We start from the raw sequence: 18,411 nt of genomic DNA on the forward strand, positions 1-18,411 counted from the left end.
ACCGTGCCGTAACCCTTAGCCGTTCACGCTGTCTTTCAGCGCTTTGGCGATGGTCATCTTGACCACCTTGTCGGCCTCTTTGGTGAACTTCTCACCGGTGGCCGGGTTGCGCACTTCGCGCTCGGGGCGCTCGCGGCAATAGATCTTGCCAACGCCGGGCAGAGTCACAGCGCCACCGCCGGATACTTCGCGAGTGATCAGCGCGCAAACAGCGTCAAGCGCTGCGCCTGCGGCCTTCTTATCGCTGTCCATCTCTTCAGCCAGTGCGGCAACAAGCTGGGTCTTGGTCATCGGTTTGGACATTCTTAGGTCTCCTTGTCACTGCCCGAGTTATGGGGCCTCATCGCGTAACTCTAGCGTTATGTAGTGTACGAACACAACGAGTAGTGTTGTCAAAAACCCCATAAAATAGGGGTTTTCGCAGAATTAGAGGCAAAATAGCCCTCAAAGAAAGGCAGTTTCGTCAAAGGAACGCAGTTTTCGGCTGTGCAAACGTTCCAGTGGCATGCCGCGCAGCTGCTCCATCGCCTTTATCCCGATCTGCAAATGCCGCGCAACCTGCGTGTGATAGAACTCAGACGCCATACCGGGCAGCTTCAGCTCGCCATGCAGCGGTTTGTCGGAGACACACAGCAGCGTGCCATAGGGCACCCGGAAACGATAACCGTTGGCGGCGATAGTGGCGCTCTCCATATCCAGCGCGATGGCGCGTGATTGCGACAGCCGCTGCACCGGGCCGGACTGGTCGCGCAGTTCCCAGTTGCGGTTGTCGATGGTCGCGACGGTGCCTGTCCGCATGATCCGTTTCAGGTCGTAACCTTCCAGCTCTGTCACCTCTGCCACCGCATCCTCCAGCGCGACCTGAATCTCCGCCAGCGCCGGAATTGGCGTCCAGATCGGCAGGTCGTCATCCAGCACGTGATCTTCGCGCAGATAGCCATGGCCCAGCACGAAATCGCCCAGCGTCTGGGTGTTGCGCAAACCGGCACAGTGACCAACCATCAGCCAGGCATGCGGCCGCAGAACCGCGATATGATCGGTGGCGGTCTTAGCGTTGGACGGGCCGACACCGATATTGACCAGCGTGATGCCACTGCCGTCTTCCCGTTTCAGGTGATAGGTCGGCATTTGCGGCAGTTTTGCAATCGCGGGGATCTCCGCTTCGGCCTCGGTGATCTCGTGGTCGCCGGTGCTGACAAAGCTGCTGTAGCCCGATGCGGGATCCGCCAGTTGCGCCCGGGCGTAGGCTTCGAATTCGGCCACATAAAACTGGTAGTTGGTGAACAGAACGTGGTTCTGGAAATGGCTGGCGTCGGTCGCGGTGTAATGGGCGAGGCGGGCCAGCGAATAATCCACGCGCTGCGCCGTGAACAACGCCAACGGCCCGGTGTCATCGGTTGATTTATAGGTGCCGTTCACAATGTCATCATTGGTCGTGGCCAGATCCGGCACATCAAAGACATCGCGCAACGTGAACCCGGCCGCACCTTCCTGCGGAACGGTCAGGCTGGGATCCGCCGCCACCGCAAAATGCACCGGGATCGGGGTGTCAGAAACCGCGATGGTCACAGGCTGGCCGTGATTGCGGATCAACAGGCCGATCTGCTGGGTCAGGTAGTGCCGGAACAGGTCGGGGCGGGTCACCGTGGTGGCATAGGTGCCGGGGGCTGAGACATGGCCGTAACTCAACCGGCTGTCCACCTGCGCAAAGGACGATGTGGTAAAGCGGATCTCGGGGTAGAACGCACGAATGCGATGGGTGGTGCCGGTGCTGCCGACCGCTGGGCCATCGCTCAAAATCCGCGAGAATTCAGCGCAAAGAAACTGTGTCGCCTCGCGGTACAGAAGCTCCAGCCGGGCGACAGCTGCCGCCGCATCCGTGAACTCTTCCGCCGCCGGGAGTTGAGGGGTTTTAACTGTTGTCATGAGTATGCTCGATCACTGGAAAACGGGGTCCGCTGTGCGGTTCAGAAGGTCGGTTGAAACGGGTGGGCGGTCAGGCGGGTTGGGCACTCACGATCACCGGGATCTGTTCAAAACTGCGCACATCCACCAGCCCCAGATCGGAAATCCGCAACTCGGGGATCACCACCAGCGCCAGCAGCGAATGCTGCATATAGGCGTTGTTGAGGCTGCAGCCGCAGGTCTCCATCGCTTCCACCATCTTTTGCGCCTTTGCGGCAACTTCGGTGGCGGGGCTGTCGGACATCAGCCCGGCAATGGGCAGTTCCACCAGTGCCAGTTCGGCGCCATCGCGGAAAATGGTGATGCCGCCGCCGACCTCGGCCAGACGATTGGCGGCCAGCGCCATCTGGTCGCGGTCTGTGCCGACGACAATCATATGATGGCTGTCATGCGCCACGGTGGAGGCCATCGCCATCCGTCCATTGTACCCAAAGCCCGAGACAAAGGCGTTGGTCACACCGCCCGTCGCACGGTGCCGTTCCACCAATGCGATCTGGCAGACCTCCTGGTTGCCTTCAACCAGCCCGTCGACCACCGGCAGCTCTGCCTGTAGCGCCTTGGTGGGGGCCTGGTTCTCCACGACACCGATCACATTCGCAGTCACGGCATTGGCGCCGTCCGGCGCGCTGATTTCGAAATCCGCTGCACTCAATTCATGCCCCAGATGCACCGTGCCCCGTGCGCTGTCCGGCCAGTCCAGATGCGGGCAATCAACGGTGATCTGATCATCCTTGGCAACAATCTGACCACGGGCCATCACCACATCAATCGGCAGGGTTTTGAGGTCAGAGGTCAGGATCACATCGGCGCGCCGCCCCGGTGTGAGGGAACCGATATCCCGCTCCAGCCCGAAATGTGTCGCGGTGTTGATCGTCGCCATCTGGATCGCAATCAACGGATCACAGCCACAGTCGATGGCGTGGCGCACCACCCGGTTCATATGGCCATCATTGACCAATGTGCCGGAATGGCAGTCATCGGTACACAGGATGAAGTTGCGCGGATCCAGCCCCTTCTCGGTGATGGCGGTGATCTGCGCCTCAACGTCGTACCAGGCCGACCCCAGCCGCACCATCGCGCGCATCCCCTGCCGCATCCGGGCGATGGCATCCGCCTCGCAGGTGCCTTCGTGGTCGTCGGCCGGACCGCCCGCCACATAGGCCGCGAAATCCGGCCCCAGATCAGGGGAGGCGTAATGCCCGCCCACGGTTTTGCCCGCGCGCTGTGTGGCCGCGATCTCGGCCAGCATCTTCGGATCACCCGCCGCCACGCCGGGGAAATTCATCATCTCGCCCAGGCCGATAATCCCCGGCCAGCTCATCGCCTCTGCAACATCCTCGGGTGAAATTTCATAGCCGGTGGTCTCCAACCCCGGCGCGGAGGGCGCGCAGCTGGGCATCTGGGTGAAGATATTGACCGGCTGTAGCAGCGCCTCGTCATGCATCAGACGCACACCTTCCAACCCCAGCACATTGGCGATCTCATGCGGGTCGGTGAACATTGACGTCGTGCCGTGCGGGATCACCGCACGGGCGAATTCTGCGGGGGTCAGCATCCCGGATTCAATATGCATGTGCGCATCGCAGAGGCCGGGGATCATATAGCGCCCATCGGCGTCAATCACCTCGGTGTCGGGACCGGTGCAATAGCTCGCGTCGGGACCGACATAGGCGATGCGCCCTGCAACGATGGCGATGTCATGATCGGGCAGTTGTTCGCGGGTGTGAACATTGACCCAGATCCCCTTGCGGATCACCGTATCCGCAGGGCGGCGACCTGCCGCGACTTCGATCAATTGGGGGGCAACGTCGGGCCAGCTTGGGAATGCGATATCTGTCATGGCCCAATTGTTCTGATAACCCGGGCAAGCGCAAGGCCTCTTAACTGCGAGCGCAAACAATAGCTGCTTTTTGCAAAACAAGAAGACCGCTGCCGGGAGCCGCCAATGCTATCTTCGGGCGGCGCGCAGGGCGCGCGGCGTTGTCGCAAAGGCGCTGCGAAAGGCGCGGGTCAACGCGCTGGGATCCTCATATCCGCAGCGTAACGCAATCTCTGTGACACTAAAATCAGTCTCTAAGACAAGGCGTTTCGCCTGTTTTAGCCGCAAATGCCGATAAAGCGCCTGCGGTGTCGTGCCCAACTCGCCCCGCGTGCGGCGTGCCAGATCCCGCAGGCTGCGCCCTGCATGACGTGCCACCTCTTCCAGCGGTAGCGGCGCTTCCAGATTGGCCTCCATCGCCCGGATGGCCCGGGCCACGGAGGTGCTGCGCACAGGGGCTGATCGGCCGCTCCCGGTTTGGCTTTCGCTCAAAAACAGGGCTGCCACATCCAGCCGCAACGCCTGCCCGTGCTGCTGTGCAATCATGTCGAGAACCCCGTCAAAGGCTGCCATGGCGCCGGAGCAGGTCAACCGGTCACGATCCCAGAGAAACCGATGCGTCTCCGCCTGTACCGCCGGAAACATGTCGGCAAAAGCCTCCAGTTCTGAGCTGTGAATGGTGGCGCGATAGCCATCCAGCAGCCCGGCCGCCGCCAGCAGCCAGGCGCCCGTGTCAAACCCTGCCAGAACGTCATAGCGTTGCTCTGCCGCCCGCAACCCCCGCGCGGTGGTCTCAGTTGCGTGGCGCAGATAGCCATAGCTGGGCATCGCAATCAGCATATCGCCCTCGGCCTTGCGCAGCGGCATCTGCGCGGTGACCTCCATGCGGGCAGACGACATCGCGGTGCCGCCGTCCGCCGTAACAAACCGCCAGGAATACACCTGCCGCCCGGCAAAGCTGTTCGCCGCACGCAGCGGCTCAACTGTATTGGCGAGGCAGTGGCCGGAGAACTGGTCAAACAGCAGCAGGTCGATCTGCTGCGGCGCGGCGTAAGGTTTCTTCCAACTTGGCATGAAAATGTCCGTTTCTGCACGATAGTAGCCTCTCCCAGCCCTAGACTCGGGTCAAGAGCAACGCAGAAATCCACCAAAGGGGGGAGCGGAAATGCAGTTTGGCCTGTCCGAAGAACAGTCGATGATCGTGGACACCACGCGCGCCTTTGTCACCAAGGAGCTTTATCCGCATGAACTGGAGGTGGAGCGCAGTGGCCATTTGCCAATGGAGCTGGTGCGCGAGATCCAGGCCAAGGCGATTGAGGCAGGATTATATGCCGCCAATATGCCTGAGGAGGTCGGCGGTGCGGGCCTCGATACGCTGACATGGCTGCTCTATGAAAAGGAGCTAGGCCGCGCCAATTATGCCCTGCATTGGACCTGCGTTGCGCGCCCGTCGAACATCCTTCTGGCGGGCACCGAGGAGCAGAAAGAGAAATATCTCTACCCCTGTATCCGGGGCGAAAAATGGGACTGTCTGGCGATGACAGAACCAGGTGCTGGTTCCGATCTGCGCGGCATGACCGCCACCGCCCATCGCGATGGCGATGACTTCATTCTGAACGGCACCAAGCATTTCATCAGCCACGCGGATATCGCCGATTTCGCAATCGTGTTTATGGCCACCGGTGAGGAGGACACCCCACGCGGGCCCAAGAAGAAAATCACCGCCTTCTTCGTTGATAAAGGCACGCCAGGTTTCACCATCCGCGATGGCTACCGCAACGTGAGCCACCGGGGCTACACCAATGCGGTGCTGGAATTTGACGATTGCCGCCTGCCCAAATCTGCGGTTCTGGGTGAGGTCGACAAAGGCTTTGATGTGGCCAACACTTGGCTGGGCGCCACCCGGCTGCAGGTGGCCGCGACCTGTATCGGACGGGCGGAACGTGCGCTGGATCATGCGATCTCCTATGCCGCTGAGCGCCGCCAGTTCGGCCAGCAGATTGGTAAATTCCAGGGCGTTTCCTTCAAACTGGCCGATATGGCAACGGAGCTGAAGGCCGCGAACCTCCTGACCTGGGAGGCCGCCTGGAAGTTTGATCAGGGCAGTGTGACCGAAGCCGATATGTCGATGGCCAAACTCAAGGCGACGGAGATGCTCGCCATGGTGGCGGATGAGGCGATCCAGATCCATGGCGGTATGGGGCTGATGGATGAGCTGCCACTGGAACGCATCTGGCGCGACGCGCGGGTGGAGCGGATCTGGGAAGGGACCAGTGAAATCCAGCGCCATATCATCAGCCGCGAGTTGCTGCGTGCGAGGGGAGGGTGATGACGGGCAGGCATGGTGCTGTCCCTGTCATGCGGCAGGGATGTCAGCAGCCGGGTCCATTTCGCCGAAGGCATCCTTACTTCAGACTGATCGGGAGCATCCGCGATGAGGCGTGATTTCAACAGGCTGTTCCGCCCCCGCACAATCGCCGTTGTCGGCGGTGGGGCCTGGTGCCGCCAGGTGATCCAGCAGCTGCAGAAGATGGGATTTTCCGGAGATATCTGGCCGGTTCATCCCAAGGCAACGGAGCTTTGCGGTTTGCCGGTCTTTGCCTCTGTCGAGGCTCTGCCTGCAGCCCCTGATGCAAGTTTCATTGGGGTCAACAGATACGCAACCGTTGAAGTTGTGGCCGCACTGTCCCGGTCCGGAGCCGGAGGCGCCGTCTGTTTTGCGTCCGGTTTTCTTGAGGCGCAGAAGGAGGCATCGGACGCCGCTGATCTGCAGCAGGACTTGCTACAGGCGGCTGGCGATATGCCGATCCTTGGCCCCAATTGCTATGGGTTCATCAACTATCTGGATGGCGCCCTGCTCTGGCCGGATCAGCATGGCGGTGCGCAGGTCGCGCAGGGTGTCGCCATTCTCACCCAGAGCTCCAATATCGCTATCAATCTGACCATGCAGGCACGCGGGTTGCCGATAGCCTATATGATCACCGTTGGAAATCAGGCGCAAAGCGATATGGCGGAGATCGCGCGGGGCCTGTTGGATGATCCTCGCGTCACTGCCATTGGCCTGCATATTGAAGGTATCCGTGATCTGCGCGCGTTTGAGGCGCTGGCGCAGGAGGCTGCCGCTTGCGGCAAGCCGATTGTGGCGCTGAAGGTGGGGCGCTCGGATCAGGCCCAGGCCGCGACCCTGTCGCATACTGCATCGCTGGCGGGGCAGGAGGCGGGGGCGGCCGCCTTCCTGCGGCGCTGTGGCATCGCGCGGGTCGATGATTTGCCAGTGTTCTTGGAAACGCTGAAAATCCTGCATGTGCTTGGGCCCCGGCGGGGATCACAGGTTGCTACGATCAGTTGTTCCGGTGGGGAGGCCAGCCTCGCCGCGGATCTGGGACAGGCGCAGGGCGTCACCTTTCCGCCGCTGTCTGACGGGCAGCATCAGGCGCTGCGGGCCGCACTTGGGCCTATGGTGGCGCTGGCCAATCCGCTGGACTATCACACCTACATCTGGCGCGATGTGCCTGCGATGACACAGGCGTTCAGTGCGATGGTGCATCCTGATCTGGATCTGTTGATGCTGATTGTGGATTTCCCACGTGAGGATCGGTGTAGTGCTGCAGATTGGGCGTGTGCCATTGAGGCCGCCGTGGCCACGCGGATGCACACTGGCGCTCCTTTGGCCATGGTTGCGACACTGCCCGAACTTATGCCTGAGGAAATCGCGCACCGCCTGCTCGCAGCGGGGGTGGTGCCGCTTTGTGGTCTGCGGGAGGCAATGAGCGCCACGGTAGCCGCCAGCCAGATCGCAAGCCCGTCGGATGTGCCTGCGCTCCTGCCCTGGCCGGACCTTGATGGGGTGAGCTCTGACATACCACTTGTGCCGGAAGGCATCGCCAAACAGCGCCTTGCCGCAACCGGTTTGCGCATTCCACGGAGCTGTCGTTTGTCCCGGGTAACGCTGGACGAGACGCTGGCTGAGGCAACATCCCAAGTTGGCTTCCCCCTTGTGTTGAAGGCCGAAGGCCTTGCCCACAAAAGCGAGGCTGGCGCGGTGCGGCTTGCTCTTGGCTCACAGGAGGCTGTCGCCGACGCCGCGTGGGAGATGCCGGGGGACCAGCTATTGCTGGAGGAAATGATCACCGGGACGGTTGCGGAGCTGTTGATTGGGGTCACGCGTGATCCGGCGCATGGGTTTGTGCTGACACTGGGTGCTGGTGGTGTGTTGACCGAGCTGCTGGAGGACAGCGTGTCGCTGCTGCTGCCGGTCAGCGACACCATGTTGGAGGCGGCGCTGGATCAACTGCGGATCACCCGGTTGCTTGACGGGTATCGCAGTGCCCCGGCAGCGGATCGTCCGGCTGTTCTGCGGGCGGTGCGGGCGGTGGAACGCTATGTGCTTGCCCATTCGGACACAGTTGAAGAAATTGAAATCAACCCGCTGATTTGTACGCCCAGCGACGCCATAGCGGTGGACGCGCTGCTGCGAGAAAAGGAACTGACCCATGACTGATACCCCCATCCGGACGCGCCGCGACGGCGCTATTCTGGAAATCACACTGGATCGGCCAAAGGCCAACGCCATTGATCTGAAAACCAGCGTTGCGATGGGCGAGGTGTTTCGGGAGTTTCGCGATGATCCTGAACTGCGTGTGGCGATTCTGACCGGCGGCGGTGAGAAATTTTTCTGCCCCGGTTGGGATCTGAAAGCGGCGGCCGACGGAGATGCGGTTGACGGAAATTACGGTGTTGGCGGCTTCGGCGGGTTGCAGGAGCTGCGCGATATGAACAAGCCGGTGATCGCCGCCGTGAACGGTATCGCCTGCGGTGGCGGGCTGGAACTGGCGCTGTCGGCGGATATGATCATTGCCGCAGATCACGCCACCTTTGCGCTGCCGGAAATCCGCTCCGGCACGGTGGCGGATGCCGCCTCGATCAAATTGCCCAAACGCATTCCCTATCACATCGCCATGGAGCTGTTGCTGACGGGACGTTGGTTTGATGCTGAAGAGGCCCATCGCTGGGGCTTGGTGAATGAAATCGTAGCGGCTGATCAGCTGTTGGACCGCGCCTGGGAATTGGCCCGCCTGCTCGCCTCTGGCCCGCCATTGGTTTACGCCGCAATCAAGGAGATCGTCCGCGACGCTGAGGATAGTAAATTTCAGGACGCCATGAACCGCATCACCAAACGCCAGCTGCGCAGTGTTGATGTGCTCTATGACAGTGAGGACCAGATGGAAGGCGCGCGGGCCTTTGCTGAAAAGCGTGATCCTGTCTGGAAGGGCCGCTAAATAGGGGCGTGGTCCGGTGTTCGGGATCCTATGCGGCGATGAATGGCGGGGAGTATTGATTGATCGGTACTCCCGCCCGCTTCGGGTGACCTGATGGTCCCCCTGTGCCGTTGGGCGTGGCGCTGCGCCCTATGGCGCAGCGGGCCTCTCAACATATCAGCCCGAACCGTGGATCACGGGCGCCATGTGCGCTGGCGCTAGACCTTGGAAAACAACGCAATCAGTGCCGTGTCCGCGCTATGGGCGCCGGTCGCCTTGGCACCGTAGATGGCGACCTCAGGCAGGGTCAGGTTGCGGATCCACCCCCCGTCCTGCAACCGCTCCAATGCTGAGGCAAAGCCGGACCGGGCCGAGAAGCGCGCATTCACAGCCAGCGCAAACACCGCGCCGGGGCGCGCAAGGCGCAGCAGGCCCGGCAGAACCTCAGGGCCAACATGGCCATGGGTGAAGGTGCCAGAGGAAACCACCCCGGCATAAGCGGCACGCGGTACCGGCACGCCCACCGTCAGATCCGCCTCGATTACATCGCGATAGACATCCTTGCGCAGCGCCTGTGCCAGCATCTCGGGACTGATATCCGTGGCATCAATTGGCGCGATCCCGCGCCGGTTTAGCGCCACGCCACACAGCCCGGTACCCGCCCCGACATCCAGTACGGGGCCACATCCCTCCGCCGCGGCAAACAGCCCGGCAACCTGATCCGGCAGGATATAGCTCGTCTCCTGTGCAAAGCTCTGGTCGTAACTTTCGGCCCAGTCGGCATAGAGCTGCCGGGAATGGTCCGGCGTCTCCAGCCCGTAGGCGGTGGTCAGGGTGATCGGTTTTTGCGCCATGGGTACAGGAAATGCGGTTTTGGCCCGTGAATCAACCCTTGCACCCGCAGAGAGCCGCGCGCATCTATGAGCCATGATGAAAACGTTGCTCTGTCTTGGATTTGGCTATACCGCCCGCGCATTGGCTCCCCGGCTGCTTCAGGCCGGTTGGCGCGTAATTGGCACCACCCGGTCGGTCGAGGATGCGGTGCCGGTGCCCGGTGTCGACCTGATCACTTGGCCCGGTGCGCCTCTGTCGCTTGATGGGGTGACGCATATCCTGTCGTCGGTTGGCCCGACGGAGGCAGGAGACCCGGTGCTGGCGGAATTTTCGGATGCGTTGGCAGCTGCCGCTACTGGTGACACTTTGGAGTGGGTCGGCTACCTCTCTACCACCGCGGTCTATGGTGATCATGATGGCGCCTGGGTGGATGAAAACACAGCCGTCACCCCCTCCAGTCAACGCGGTCGCTGGCGCGCGGCTGCTGAGACGGGTTGGCAGGCCATTCCCGATCTGCCGCTTCACATCTTTCGCCTCGCTGGGATCTACGGCCCCGGACGCGGCCCCTTTGCCAAGCTGATGGCCGGGAAGGCGCGGCGTATCGTGAAACCGGGGCAGGTGTTCTCGCGCATTCATGTGGATGACATTGCGCAAGCGCTAGCCGCCTCGATTGCGCAGCCCGACCCCGGCGCGATCTACAACCTTTGTGATGATGACCCGGCCCCGCCGCAGGATGTGCTGGGCTTCGCCGCCGAGCTTTTGGGCCTGCTGATCCCCGCTGAGGTCCCTTTCGATGAGGCCGGCATGACCCCCATGGCGCGCAGTTTCTACGGCGAAAACAAGCGCGTCGCCAATCAGCGCATCAAGGAAGATCTCGGGGTGGAGCTGCTCTATCCCACCTACCGAGAAGGCCTGCGGGCTGTCCGCGCTGCCGAAGACCTGGAAACCTTCGTCCCACCGCAGGAAACGACAGGGGTCTAGGTTTCTTTGGTCCGAAGATGTTTGGACAAATCGCCTGTCAGAGGTAAGCCCTAAGCCCGCTTCTCTCCAATCGACGCTACACCCAGAACCTCCAGCACCTTGGCTTCGATCTGCGGCGCGTTCATGGCGGCGACATTGTACATATCCGCCGGGTTGGCCTGATCTATGAAGGTGTCGGGCAGCACCATGGAGCGGAACTTCAGCCCGCCGTCAAAAACGCCTTCCTCCGCCAGAAGCTGCGCCACGTGGGAGCCAAAGCCCCCCACTGCGCCCTCTTCGATGGTGATGAGTGCTTCGTGATCGGCAGCCAGTTGCAGGATCATGTCGCGATCCAGCGGCTTGGCAAAGCGGGCATCGGCAATCGTCGGGGTGATGCCCTTTGCGCTCAGCGCTTCGGCGGCTTTCCTGACTTCACCCAGACGGGTGCCAAAGGACAGGATCGCCACGCGTTTGCCCTCTTGGATCATGCGTCCTTTGCCGATCTCCAGCACCTCGGGCGCCTCCGGCATATCCACGCCTTCGCCCTCACCACGCGGATAGCGGAAGGCAATGGGGCCGTCGTCATAGGCCGCGGCCGTGGCCGTCATATGCGCCAGCTCGGCCTCATCGGCGGCGGCCATCACCACCATGCCGGGCAGGTTGGCCATATAGGCAATGTCGAAACTGCCTGCATGGGTCGCCCCATCCGCCCCCACCAGACCGGCGCGGTCGATGGCAAAGCGTACCGGCAGGCGCTGGATCGCCACGTCATGGACCACTTGGTCATAGCCGCGCTGCAGGAAGGTGGAATACATCGCACAGAAGGGTTTCATCCCGCCCGCCGCAAGCGCGGCGGCGAAGGTCACGCCATGCTGTTCTGCGATACCGACGTCGAATGTGCGCGACGGGTAGCGTTCAGCCATCAGGCTCAGACCGGTGCCATCGGGCATCGCGGCGGTGACGGCGCAAATTTTGTCATCCTCGGCTGCCAGCCGCACCAATTCCTTGCCAAAGACGGAGGTATAGGAGGGCGCGTTGGAGGGCGCTTTCTTCTGCTCACCTGTCACCATGTCGAATTTGGCGGTGGCATGACCCTTGTCGCGGGCGGCCTCGGCAGGGGCATACCCCTTGCCCTTCTTGGTCAGCACATGGATCAGAATCGGACCGGTGGCGCGGGCCTTCACGGTGCGCAGCACCGGCAGCAGCTGGTCCATATCATGGCCATCAATCGGCCCGAGATAGGAAAAGCCCAAGCTTTCAAACAAGGTGCCACCTACCGCCATGCCCTTCAGCATATCCTTGGCCCGCTTGGCCCCCTCGCGGAAGGGTTCCGGCAGCAGGGATGCAGCGCCCTTGGCCACCGCTTTCAGCTCCTGAAATGGTTCTTCGGCATAGAGGCGCGACAGATAGGAGGACAGCGCCCCAACCGGCGGGGCAATCGACATCTCATTGTCGTTCAGAATGACAATCAGCCGCTTGCCCAGATGGCCTGCATTGTTCATCGCCTCAAACGCCATGCTAAGCCGACATCGACCCATCGCCGATCACGGCAATCGCATCGCCCAGCCCCTCAGGCACCACACCGCCCAGATCGCGCGCCACGGCAAAGCCAAGCGCCGCGCTGATTGAGGTGGAGCTATGCGCCGCCCCAAAGGGGTCAAAAGGCGATTCAGAGCGTTTGGTAAACCCGCTCAACCCGTCCTTCATCCGCAATGTGCGAATGCGGTCGCGCCGTCCCGTCAGGATCTTGTGCGGATAACACTGGTGCGAGACATCCCAGACGATTTTATCGCGCGGGGTGTCAAACACCGCATGCAGCGCAGTGGTCAGCTCCACGACTCCCAACCCGGCGCCCAGATGGCCACCGGTGACGGAGACGGCGGAAATCGTTTCCTGGCGCAACTCCTGTGCAACCTGCGTCAGCTGCGCATCGCTCAAGGATTTCAGATCTGCCGGGCGGGTGATCTGATCCAGAAGGGGGGTCTGGGGCCGGTCTGACATGGCAGCTCCTTGGGCGTGTTGCTTTGGCGGTGCACGCATTGTGCGGCTCAGCTATCGCGCGAGATAACGAAGCGCGCGGCGTCCTTCAAGGTTTCTGCGGCATCGCCATAGGGGGTCAGCGCCTCACAGGCCTGTTCCATCAGGGCGCTGGCGCGTGTTTTTGCGGCGTCCAGTCCTAACAGCGACACAAAGGTGGCCTTGCCCGCATCAGCATCTTTACGGACGGCTTTGCCAACCTTGGCCGCGTCGCCTTCCACATCCAAGATGTCATCTGCGATTTGAAAAGCAAGGCCAAGCGCATCGGCATAGCGTCGCAGCGGGGTCTCATCCGCCCCGGCCATCACGGCACCTGCGGTAGCGGACCAGGAGATGAGACAGCCGGTCTTGCGGTTTTGCAGCTGCGTGATCTGTTCCAGATCCAGCGGCGTGGTGGCGGTTTCTGCAGCGATATCCAGCATCTGCCCAGAGACCATCCCATCCTTGCCAGAGGCTTGCGCCAGACCACGGATCAGCAGCAGCGCCTGCGGGCCGATCCTGGGGTTGGCAAGCAGCTCAAACGCAAATGTCTGCAGGCTGTCGCCTGCCAGCACCGCCATCGCCTCATCCCATTTTTTGTGAACGGTGGGCTGACCGCGACGCAGGTCATCATCATCCATGCAGGGCAGATCATCATGTACCAACGAGTAGGCGTGAATACATTCGATCGCCAGTGCGGCCTCTAGTGCGGCCTCCTCAGCGATGCCATGCAGGCGGGCGCTCTCCAGCACCAGAAACCCGCGCAGCATCTTGCCGCCGGTGACGGCATAGCGCATCGCAGCGTGCAGCGCATCGCCGCCGCCGAGCCGCGCATCCATATGCGCTGTGATCCGGGTCTGCGCGTCCTTCAACGCCTGCGCAAAAGGGCGCGCAGAACTGTGGTGTCGCGCGGTGGCATCTGCGGCGGCAGCCATGGGTCAGCCAGCATCCAGAGGCTGGGTGCCGGTCGGCGTGCCCTTGGCATCCAGCGTGATCGCCGCCACTTTTTCCTCGGCCCGCTTTAGCTCATCCTCGCAGCGTTTCTTCAGCTTGGCCCCACGGTCATACAGAGCGATGGAGGCATCCAGCGCCACATCGCCACGTTCCAGCTGGTCCACCACGGTTTCAAGCGCGCGCATCGCCTGTTCAAAGCTCAGCTCTTCAACGGGGGTCTCGTTGGATGTGTCGGTCATGTGCCTGCCTCTATCAATTCTTCCACATGGGCTTTGGCCGCTGCGGCCAGCGCGTTCAGATCATATCCCCCCTCCAAAGTCGAGACGATACGACCACCGCACAGCTCTGCCGCCAACGCGCAGAGTTCGCGGGTCAACCAGCGGAAATCCTCGGTGCTCCACATCAGTTCTGCCAGCGGGTCGTCCTGATGGGCGTCAAATCCAGCCGAAACTATGATCAGCTCCGGTTTGAAGGCCCGCAACCGGGGGAAGGCCTGATCGACATAGGCTGCTTTCATCTGCACGCCGCCTGATCCGGGCGGCAATGGCAGGTTCAGGATCTGGCCGTGGGCGCCATCTTCTTCTGGCCGACCGGATCCGGGCCAAAGCGGCATCTGCTGGCTGGACATGAACAGCGCGCGGGGCTCATCCCACAACAGATCCTGCGTACCATTGCCGTGATGCACATCGAAATCCACCACGGCCACACGGGCCAGACCGTGGTGATCCAGGGCATGTTTGGCCGTCAGCGCGGCATTGCCGAACAGGCAAAACCCCATCGCAGTGTCGGTTTCCGCGTGATGGCCGGGCGGGCGCACGGCGGCAAAGGCGTTCTGGACTTCGCCGCTGACAACCAGATCCACCGCCCGCACCGCTGCCCCCGCTGCGCGAAAGGCTGCATCCAGCGAGCCCGGTGACAGGAACGTATCGCCATCAATCCGCCCAAACCCCTCCTGCGGCAGCGCCTGGCGCAGATCCGCGAGATAGCTGGCCGGGTGAATGCGCAGGATATCATCCTCCGCCGCCATCGGTGCGGTCACCCGGCGTAGCTCCAGTCCTTCAAGCGCATGCAGCACATGTTCCAGTCGGGCCACTCGTTCGGGGTGGCCGTCAGGTGTGACATGGGTCAGGCAATCAGCATGGGTGATCAAGGCAGTCGTCATGAGGCGTCCCCGTTTGTTCTGGCCGCTTCTTCTGGCCACAAATATCCCCGCCGGAGGCTCACACCATACCGCGCAGCGGTTCCCGGCCCTGAGGCTTAGTCCGGTGCCAGCATATAGCCCGCACCGCGCACCGTCTGCAGGTATTGCGGCTGTTTCGGATTGGGTTCGATCTTGCGCCGCAGGCGGGTGATCTGAACGTCCACTGCCCGTTCCTGCGCCTGCCCTCGATCGCGGCCCAGATCCTCGACCAGTTTGGTGCGGCTCACCGGTTCGCCCGGACAGGCGGAAAAGATCTTCATCAGCTGGTTTTCGGTGCCGGTCAGGCGGATCAGCTCCTCGCCCTGCCACATCTCGCCGCGTTCAATATCATAGCGGATTGGCCCCAGATGCAGCACCTTGGGGGCGGCCTCGCTGGCGGCTCAGCTCCGGCATCCGCCGCAGGATCGCGTTGATCCGCAACAGCAGCTCCTTGGGTTCAAACGGTTTGGCCAGATAATCATCCGCGCCCGCTTCCAGCCCTTCGATGCGGTCTTCGGTCTCTCCCTTCGCCGTCAAAAGCAGGATCGGCGTGGCGATGGTTTCGCGCAGCGACCGGGTGAGAGAGATCCCATCCTCGCCCGGCATCATCACATCCAGCACAATCAGATCAAAATCCAGCCCCGACAGCACCCGCCGGGCATGGGCCGCATCGCGCGCGGCGGTGACCAGAAACCCGGCCCGCATCAGGAATTTCTTCAGCAGGCCACGGATGCGCTCATCATCATCGACAATCAGCAGATGGGAATCGAACTGGGTCATGTGCCACTCTCCCGCAGCTTGGCGTAGGCGCGGCGCATATCGGCATCCATCATCGCCTCCAGCACCCGTTTGAAGCCCTGAACCGCTTCCGGTCCGGCATCCTTATACGCGGTGCGCATCCGGGCGCGCTGGGCATCCGACAGGGTGGCCTCCAATGCGCGCCCCTTATCGGTCAGGAACAAATGCCGTTCCCGTTTGTCAGTGACCCCAACCCGGCTCTCGACCAGACCGTCGCCGATCAGCGCCCGGAGCACGCGATTGAGCGATTGTTTGGTCACCCCGAGAATGGACAGCAGGTTGTTCACCGTCGTGCCCGGTGCACGATTGATGAAGTGGATGGCCCGATGGTGCGCCCGGCCATAGGCCATCTCCGCCAGGATCCGATCCGGGTCTGCGGTAAATCCGCGATAGGCAAAGAACATCGCCTCGATGCCCTGCCGCAACTGCTCATCCGTCAGAAACAGCAGGCTTTCGCCGCCAAATCCCTGCCCCGGTCGCCCTTCTGCCATGGGTCTCTCCCTGTTGTGCTGGGGTCATTTTAAGTCAGCGTTGTTGACATTCCAAGTCCGAAGATGTATCGAATCGCAGGTTTAGCGCAATATTATGTCCGAACCGGTCATATCATGCGCAACTTATGAAAATTCGGCGAGACATTAGGAGGTGCGCCATGGCTGGGTATGATGATCGGGACGGTTTGATCTGGATGGATGGTGAGATGGTCAACTGGCGCGATGCCAAGGTCCACATCCTCAGCCATGCCATGCATTACGCCTCCTCCGTCTTTGAGGGCGAGCGGGCTTATAACGGCAAAATCTTCAAAAGCCGCGAACATTCCGAGCGGTTGATCGCCTCGGCAGAAGCGCTGGACATGCCGATGCCCTACACCGTCGATCAGATAGAAGCGGCGAAGGAGGAAACCCTAAAAGCCTCCGGTCTGCAGGATGCCTATGTGCGCGCGGTTGTGTGGCGTGGCTCGGGCGAGGATATGGGTGTCGCATCGGCGAAAAACCCGGTCCGCATGGCTATCGCGGTCTGGGGCTGGGGCGCCTATTATGGCGACGCCAAGATGCAGGGCGCCAAGCTGGACATCGCGGAGTGGAAACGCCCAAGCCCGGAAACCATTCCGGTTCACGCCAAGGCAGCGGGCCTCTACATGATCTGCACCATCTCCAAGCACAAGGCTGAGGCCAAGGGCTGCTCGGACGCGCTGTTCATGGACTATCGCGGCTATGTGGCGGAGGCGACCGGCGCCAATATCTTCTTCGTGAAGGACGGCGAGGTTCACACGCCGACACCCGACTGTTTCCTGAACGGCATCACCCGTCAGACTGTCATCGGCATGCTGAAAGATCGCGGCATCACCGTGCATGAGCGTCACATCATGCCGGAAGAACTCGACGGGTTTGAGCAATGCTGGCTGACCGGCACCGCGGCAGAGGTCACCCCCGTTGGCCAGATCGGCCCGCACAGCTTTGAGGTGGGGGAACTGACCCAAGACATCGCCAAGGCCTATGAGGAGCTGGTGCGCAGCTGATCATCCAGCCGTTTCACATCCGGTTAAACTGCAAAAGCGCGGAGGTGACTCCGCGCTTTTTCCGTATGCGCCCAGCCCCTGCGTGCAGGGACCGGATGTGCATCAAACCGGGTCTCAGACCAGTTCAGTTGTGACAGTCACATTGCCGCGGACAGCGTTGGAATAAGGACAGATCTTGTGGCCTGCCTCGGTCACGGCCTGTGCCTCCTCGGGGGAGAGGCCGGGCAGCGCCACCTTCAGCGCGACCGTCAGGCCAAAACCGCCCTCGTCACGCGGACCGATGCCGACCTCGGCGTGGACCGACACATCATTCGGGACCTTGGCCAGGCTGTCATCCTGCGTGGTCGCAAATTTCATTGCGCCAATATAGCAGGCCGCATAGCCGACTGCGAACAGCTGCTCGGGGTTGCTGCCGTTGCCGCCGCCACCCATCTCCTTGGGCGGATCCAGATCAAAGCTGAGGTCGCTGTCGTGAATGCTGGCCTTGCCATCGCGGCCACCGGTTGCAGTGGCTGATGCGGTATAGACGGGGGAGACGCTCATGGCGGGATCCTTTCCTGGGTCACTGGTGGAGTTATTTATGTCGTGTGCGATATAAATGGGTCTCCTTGCGCCAAGGTCAAGTCCTTGCAGATGGATCGTGCGCGATTTAAATTATACCTATGACCAATGCGCTGCCTCCTGACATCCCGGATACGCCGGATCTTTTGTGTTTTGCCATCTATTCGGCAAATCATGCGTTGACCCGGCTTTACCGTCCTTTGCTGGCGCCATTAGGGCTGACCTATCCGCAATATCTGGTGCTGATCTCGCTCTATCATGCTGACGGGCAGACCGTCGGCGCATTGGGGCAGCGGCTGGATCTGGAGACCAATACGCTGACGCCCTTGCTGAAACGGATGGAGGTGGCGGGTTTCCTGTCTCGCGTCCCCAACCCAGAGGACGACCGCAGCCGGTTGGTCCAGCTCAGCGCAAAGGGCCGGGATCTGGCGGTGCAGGCAGGCGAGATCACCGCCTGCGCGGTTGAAGAGATGGGCGGCGATCTTCAGGATATTCTGGACCTGCGCGACCGGGTCAATGCGCTGCGGGCACGAATGGCGGTCAAGTAGAG

16 protein-coding genes and 2 pseudogenes are annotated in these 18,411 nt (G+C 61.8%); 6 read left to right on the forward strand and 12 right to left on the reverse strand.

Annotated features, from left to right (window positions below):
- Positions 1–15 precede the first annotated feature (15 nt).
- From L0Z65_RS14390 to L0Z65_RS14405, 4 genes are all read right to left on the reverse strand, one after another.
- On the reverse strand, positions 16–303 hold the full coding sequence (locus L0Z65_RS14390; protein ID WP_014876311.1) for an HU family DNA-binding protein: 288 nt from the start codon (positions 301–303) through the stop codon (positions 16–18).
- Positions 304–444: 141 nt separating this feature from the next.
- Positions 445–1,926: an AMP nucleosidase gene (locus L0Z65_RS14395; protein WP_040178912.1), complete on the reverse strand. Its 1,482-nt coding sequence runs from the start codon at positions 1,924–1,926 to the stop codon at positions 445–447.
- A 70-nt stretch (positions 1,927–1,996) separates the two neighbouring features.
- The gene (ade, locus tag L0Z65_RS14400; protein ID WP_405108634.1) at positions 1,997–3,805 is read right to left on the reverse strand and encodes an adenine deaminase; all 1,809 of its coding nucleotides are present in this window, start codon (positions 3,803–3,805) and stop codon (positions 1,997–1,999) included.
- Between the two features lie 108 nt (positions 3,806–3,913).
- Complete coding sequence (locus tag L0Z65_RS14405) at positions 3,914–4,858, reverse strand: GlxA family transcriptional regulator (RefSeq protein WP_405108637.1); 945 nt, start codon at positions 4,856–4,858, stop codon at positions 3,914–3,916.
- Between the two features lie 91 nt (positions 4,859–4,949).
- On the opposite strand from L0Z65_RS14405, the gene L0Z65_RS14410 reads away from it, so the two are divergent.
- The 3 genes from L0Z65_RS14410 to L0Z65_RS14420 all read left to right on the forward strand — a co-directional run bounded on the left by L0Z65_RS14410 (position 4,950) and on the right by L0Z65_RS14420 (position 9,063).
- The gene (locus L0Z65_RS14410) at positions 4,950–6,113 is read left to right on the forward strand and encodes an acyl-CoA dehydrogenase family protein (protein ID WP_024098804.1); all 1,164 of its coding nucleotides are present in this window, start codon (positions 4,950–4,952) and stop codon (positions 6,111–6,113) included.
- 105 nt (positions 6,114–6,218) lie between these two features.
- Entirely contained in the window at positions 6,219–8,285 is a 2,067-nt protein-coding gene (locus L0Z65_RS14415; protein WP_405108641.1) for an acetate--CoA ligase family protein, read from the forward strand.
- The gene (locus tag L0Z65_RS14420) at positions 8,278–9,063 is read left to right on the forward strand and encodes a carnitinyl-CoA dehydratase (protein WP_405108644.1); all 786 of its coding nucleotides are present in this window, start codon (positions 8,278–8,280) and stop codon (positions 9,061–9,063) included. The genes L0Z65_RS14415 and L0Z65_RS14420 overlap by 8 nt, the downstream gene beginning before the upstream one ends.
- A 197-nt stretch (positions 9,064–9,260) precedes the next feature.
- On the opposite strand, the gene L0Z65_RS14425 is transcribed toward L0Z65_RS14420, so the two are convergent.
- The gene (locus L0Z65_RS14425; RefSeq protein WP_405108647.1) at positions 9,261–9,896 is read right to left on the reverse strand and encodes a class I SAM-dependent DNA methyltransferase; all 636 of its coding nucleotides are present in this window, start codon (positions 9,894–9,896) and stop codon (positions 9,261–9,263) included.
- Positions 9,897–9,969: 73 nt separating this feature from the next.
- On the opposite strand from L0Z65_RS14425, the gene L0Z65_RS14430 reads away from it, so the two are divergent.
- Positions 9,970–10,857: an SDR family oxidoreductase gene (locus L0Z65_RS14430; protein WP_405108650.1), complete on the forward strand. Its 888-nt coding sequence runs from the start codon at positions 9,970–9,972 to the stop codon at positions 10,855–10,857.
- A 50-nt stretch (positions 10,858–10,907) separates the two neighbouring features.
- On the opposite strand, the pseudogene dxs reads toward L0Z65_RS14430, so the two are convergent.
- The 6 genes and pseudogenes from dxs to L0Z65_RS14460 form a co-directional block, all read right to left on the reverse strand.
- Positions 10,908–12,837, reverse strand: a pseudogene (dxs, locus tag L0Z65_RS14435) (1-deoxy-D-xylulose-5-phosphate synthase).
- Positions 12,838–12,884: 47 nt separating this feature from the next.
- Positions 12,885–13,787, reverse strand: coding sequence for a polyprenyl synthetase family protein (locus L0Z65_RS14440; RefSeq protein ID WP_102898010.1), 903 nt, complete (start codon positions 13,785–13,787; stop codon positions 12,885–12,887).
- A gap of 3 nt (positions 13,788–13,790) precedes the next feature.
- Positions 13,791–14,045: an exodeoxyribonuclease VII small subunit gene (locus tag L0Z65_RS14445; RefSeq protein ID WP_040175280.1), complete on the reverse strand. Its 255-nt coding sequence runs from the start codon at positions 14,043–14,045 to the stop codon at positions 13,791–13,793.
- The gene (locus tag L0Z65_RS14450; protein ID WP_405108654.1) at positions 14,042–14,968 is read right to left on the reverse strand and encodes a histone deacetylase family protein; all 927 of its coding nucleotides are present in this window, start codon (positions 14,966–14,968) and stop codon (positions 14,042–14,044) included. The genes L0Z65_RS14445 and L0Z65_RS14450 overlap by 4 nt, the downstream gene beginning before the upstream one ends.
- 95 nt (positions 14,969–15,063) lie before the next feature.
- Positions 15,064–15,766 (reverse strand): annotated as a pseudogene (locus L0Z65_RS14455) (response regulator).
- Entirely contained in the window at positions 15,763–16,275 is a 513-nt protein-coding gene (locus L0Z65_RS14460; RefSeq protein ID WP_024098794.1) for a MarR family winged helix-turn-helix transcriptional regulator, read from the reverse strand. The pseudogene L0Z65_RS14455 and the gene L0Z65_RS14460 overlap by 4 nt, the downstream one beginning before the upstream one ends.
- Before the next feature lie 158 nt (positions 16,276–16,433).
- Here L0Z65_RS14460 and L0Z65_RS14465 point away from each other — a divergent pair, with 158 nt between their 5' ends.
- Entirely contained in the window at positions 16,434–17,300 is an 867-nt protein-coding gene (locus L0Z65_RS14465; RefSeq protein ID WP_040175287.1) for a branched-chain amino acid aminotransferase, read from the forward strand.
- Positions 17,301–17,414: 114 nt separating this feature from the next.
- Here L0Z65_RS14465 and L0Z65_RS14470 read toward each other — a convergent pair whose 3' ends face one another.
- Positions 17,415–17,843 (reverse strand): organic hydroperoxide resistance protein, encoded by a 429-nt coding sequence (locus L0Z65_RS14470; protein ID WP_405108658.1) that lies wholly within the window; start codon positions 17,841–17,843, stop codon positions 17,415–17,417.
- A gap of 119 nt (positions 17,844–17,962) precedes the next feature.
- On the opposite strand from L0Z65_RS14470, the gene L0Z65_RS14475 reads away from it, so the two are divergent.
- Positions 17,963–18,409 (forward strand): MarR family winged helix-turn-helix transcriptional regulator, encoded by a 447-nt coding sequence (locus L0Z65_RS14475; protein WP_405108661.1) that lies wholly within the window; start codon positions 17,963–17,965, stop codon positions 18,407–18,409.
- Positions 18,410–18,411 lie beyond the last annotated feature (2 nt).

This window comes from Phaeobacter sp. BS52, assembly GCF_045040595.1.
Classification (GTDB): domain Bacteria; phylum Pseudomonadota; class Alphaproteobacteria; order Rhodobacterales; family Rhodobacteraceae; genus Phaeobacter; species Phaeobacter piscinae.

Bases quoted from the DNA above. Each gene is read 5' to 3' on its own strand.
- L0Z65_RS14390 (WP_014876311.1), bottom strand. From the start codon at position 303: ATGTCCAAACCGATGACCAAGACCCAGCTTGTTGCCGCACTGGCTGAA.
- L0Z65_RS14395 (WP_040178912.1), bottom strand. From the start codon at position 1,926: ATGACAACAGTTAAAACCCCTCAACTCCCGGCGGCGGAAGAGTTCACG.
- ade (WP_405108634.1), bottom strand. From the start codon at position 3,805: ATGACAGATATCGCATTCCCAAGCTGGCCCGACGTTGCCCCCCAATTG.
- L0Z65_RS14405 (WP_405108637.1), bottom strand. From the start codon at position 4,858: ATGCCAAGTTGGAAGAAACCTTACGCCGCGCCGCAGCAGATCGACCTG.
- L0Z65_RS14410 (WP_024098804.1), top strand. From the start codon at position 4,950: ATGCAGTTTGGCCTGTCCGAAGAACAGTCGATGATCGTGGACACCACG.
- L0Z65_RS14415 (WP_405108641.1), top strand. From the start codon at position 6,219: ATGAGGCGTGATTTCAACAGGCTGTTCCGCCCCCGCACAATCGCCGTT.
- L0Z65_RS14420 (WP_405108644.1), top strand. From the start codon at position 8,278: ATGACTGATACCCCCATCCGGACGCGCCGCGACGGCGCTATTCTGGAA.
- L0Z65_RS14425 (WP_405108647.1), bottom strand. From the start codon at position 9,896: ATGGCGCAAAAACCGATCACCCTGACCACCGCCTACGGGCTGGAGACG.
- L0Z65_RS14430 (WP_405108650.1), top strand. From the start codon at position 9,970: ATGATGAAAACGTTGCTCTGTCTTGGATTTGGCTATACCGCCCGCGCA.
- L0Z65_RS14440 (WP_102898010.1), bottom strand. From the start codon at position 13,787: ATGGCTGCCGCCGCAGATGCCACCGCGCGACACCACAGTTCTGCGCGC.
- L0Z65_RS14445 (WP_040175280.1), bottom strand. From the start codon at position 14,045: ATGACCGACACATCCAACGAGACCCCCGTTGAAGAGCTGAGCTTTGAA.
- L0Z65_RS14450 (WP_405108654.1), bottom strand. From the start codon at position 14,968: ATGACGACTGCCTTGATCACCCATGCTGATTGCCTGACCCATGTCACA.
- L0Z65_RS14460 (WP_024098794.1), bottom strand. From the start codon at position 16,275: ATGGCAGAAGGGCGACCGGGGCAGGGATTTGGCGGCGAAAGCCTGCTG.
- L0Z65_RS14465 (WP_040175287.1), top strand. From the start codon at position 16,434: ATGGCTGGGTATGATGATCGGGACGGTTTGATCTGGATGGATGGTGAG.
- L0Z65_RS14470 (WP_405108658.1), bottom strand. From the start codon at position 17,843: ATGAGCGTCTCCCCCGTCTATACCGCATCAGCCACTGCAACCGGTGGC.
- L0Z65_RS14475 (WP_405108661.1), top strand. From the start codon at position 17,963: ATGACCAATGCGCTGCCTCCTGACATCCCGGATACGCCGGATCTTTTG.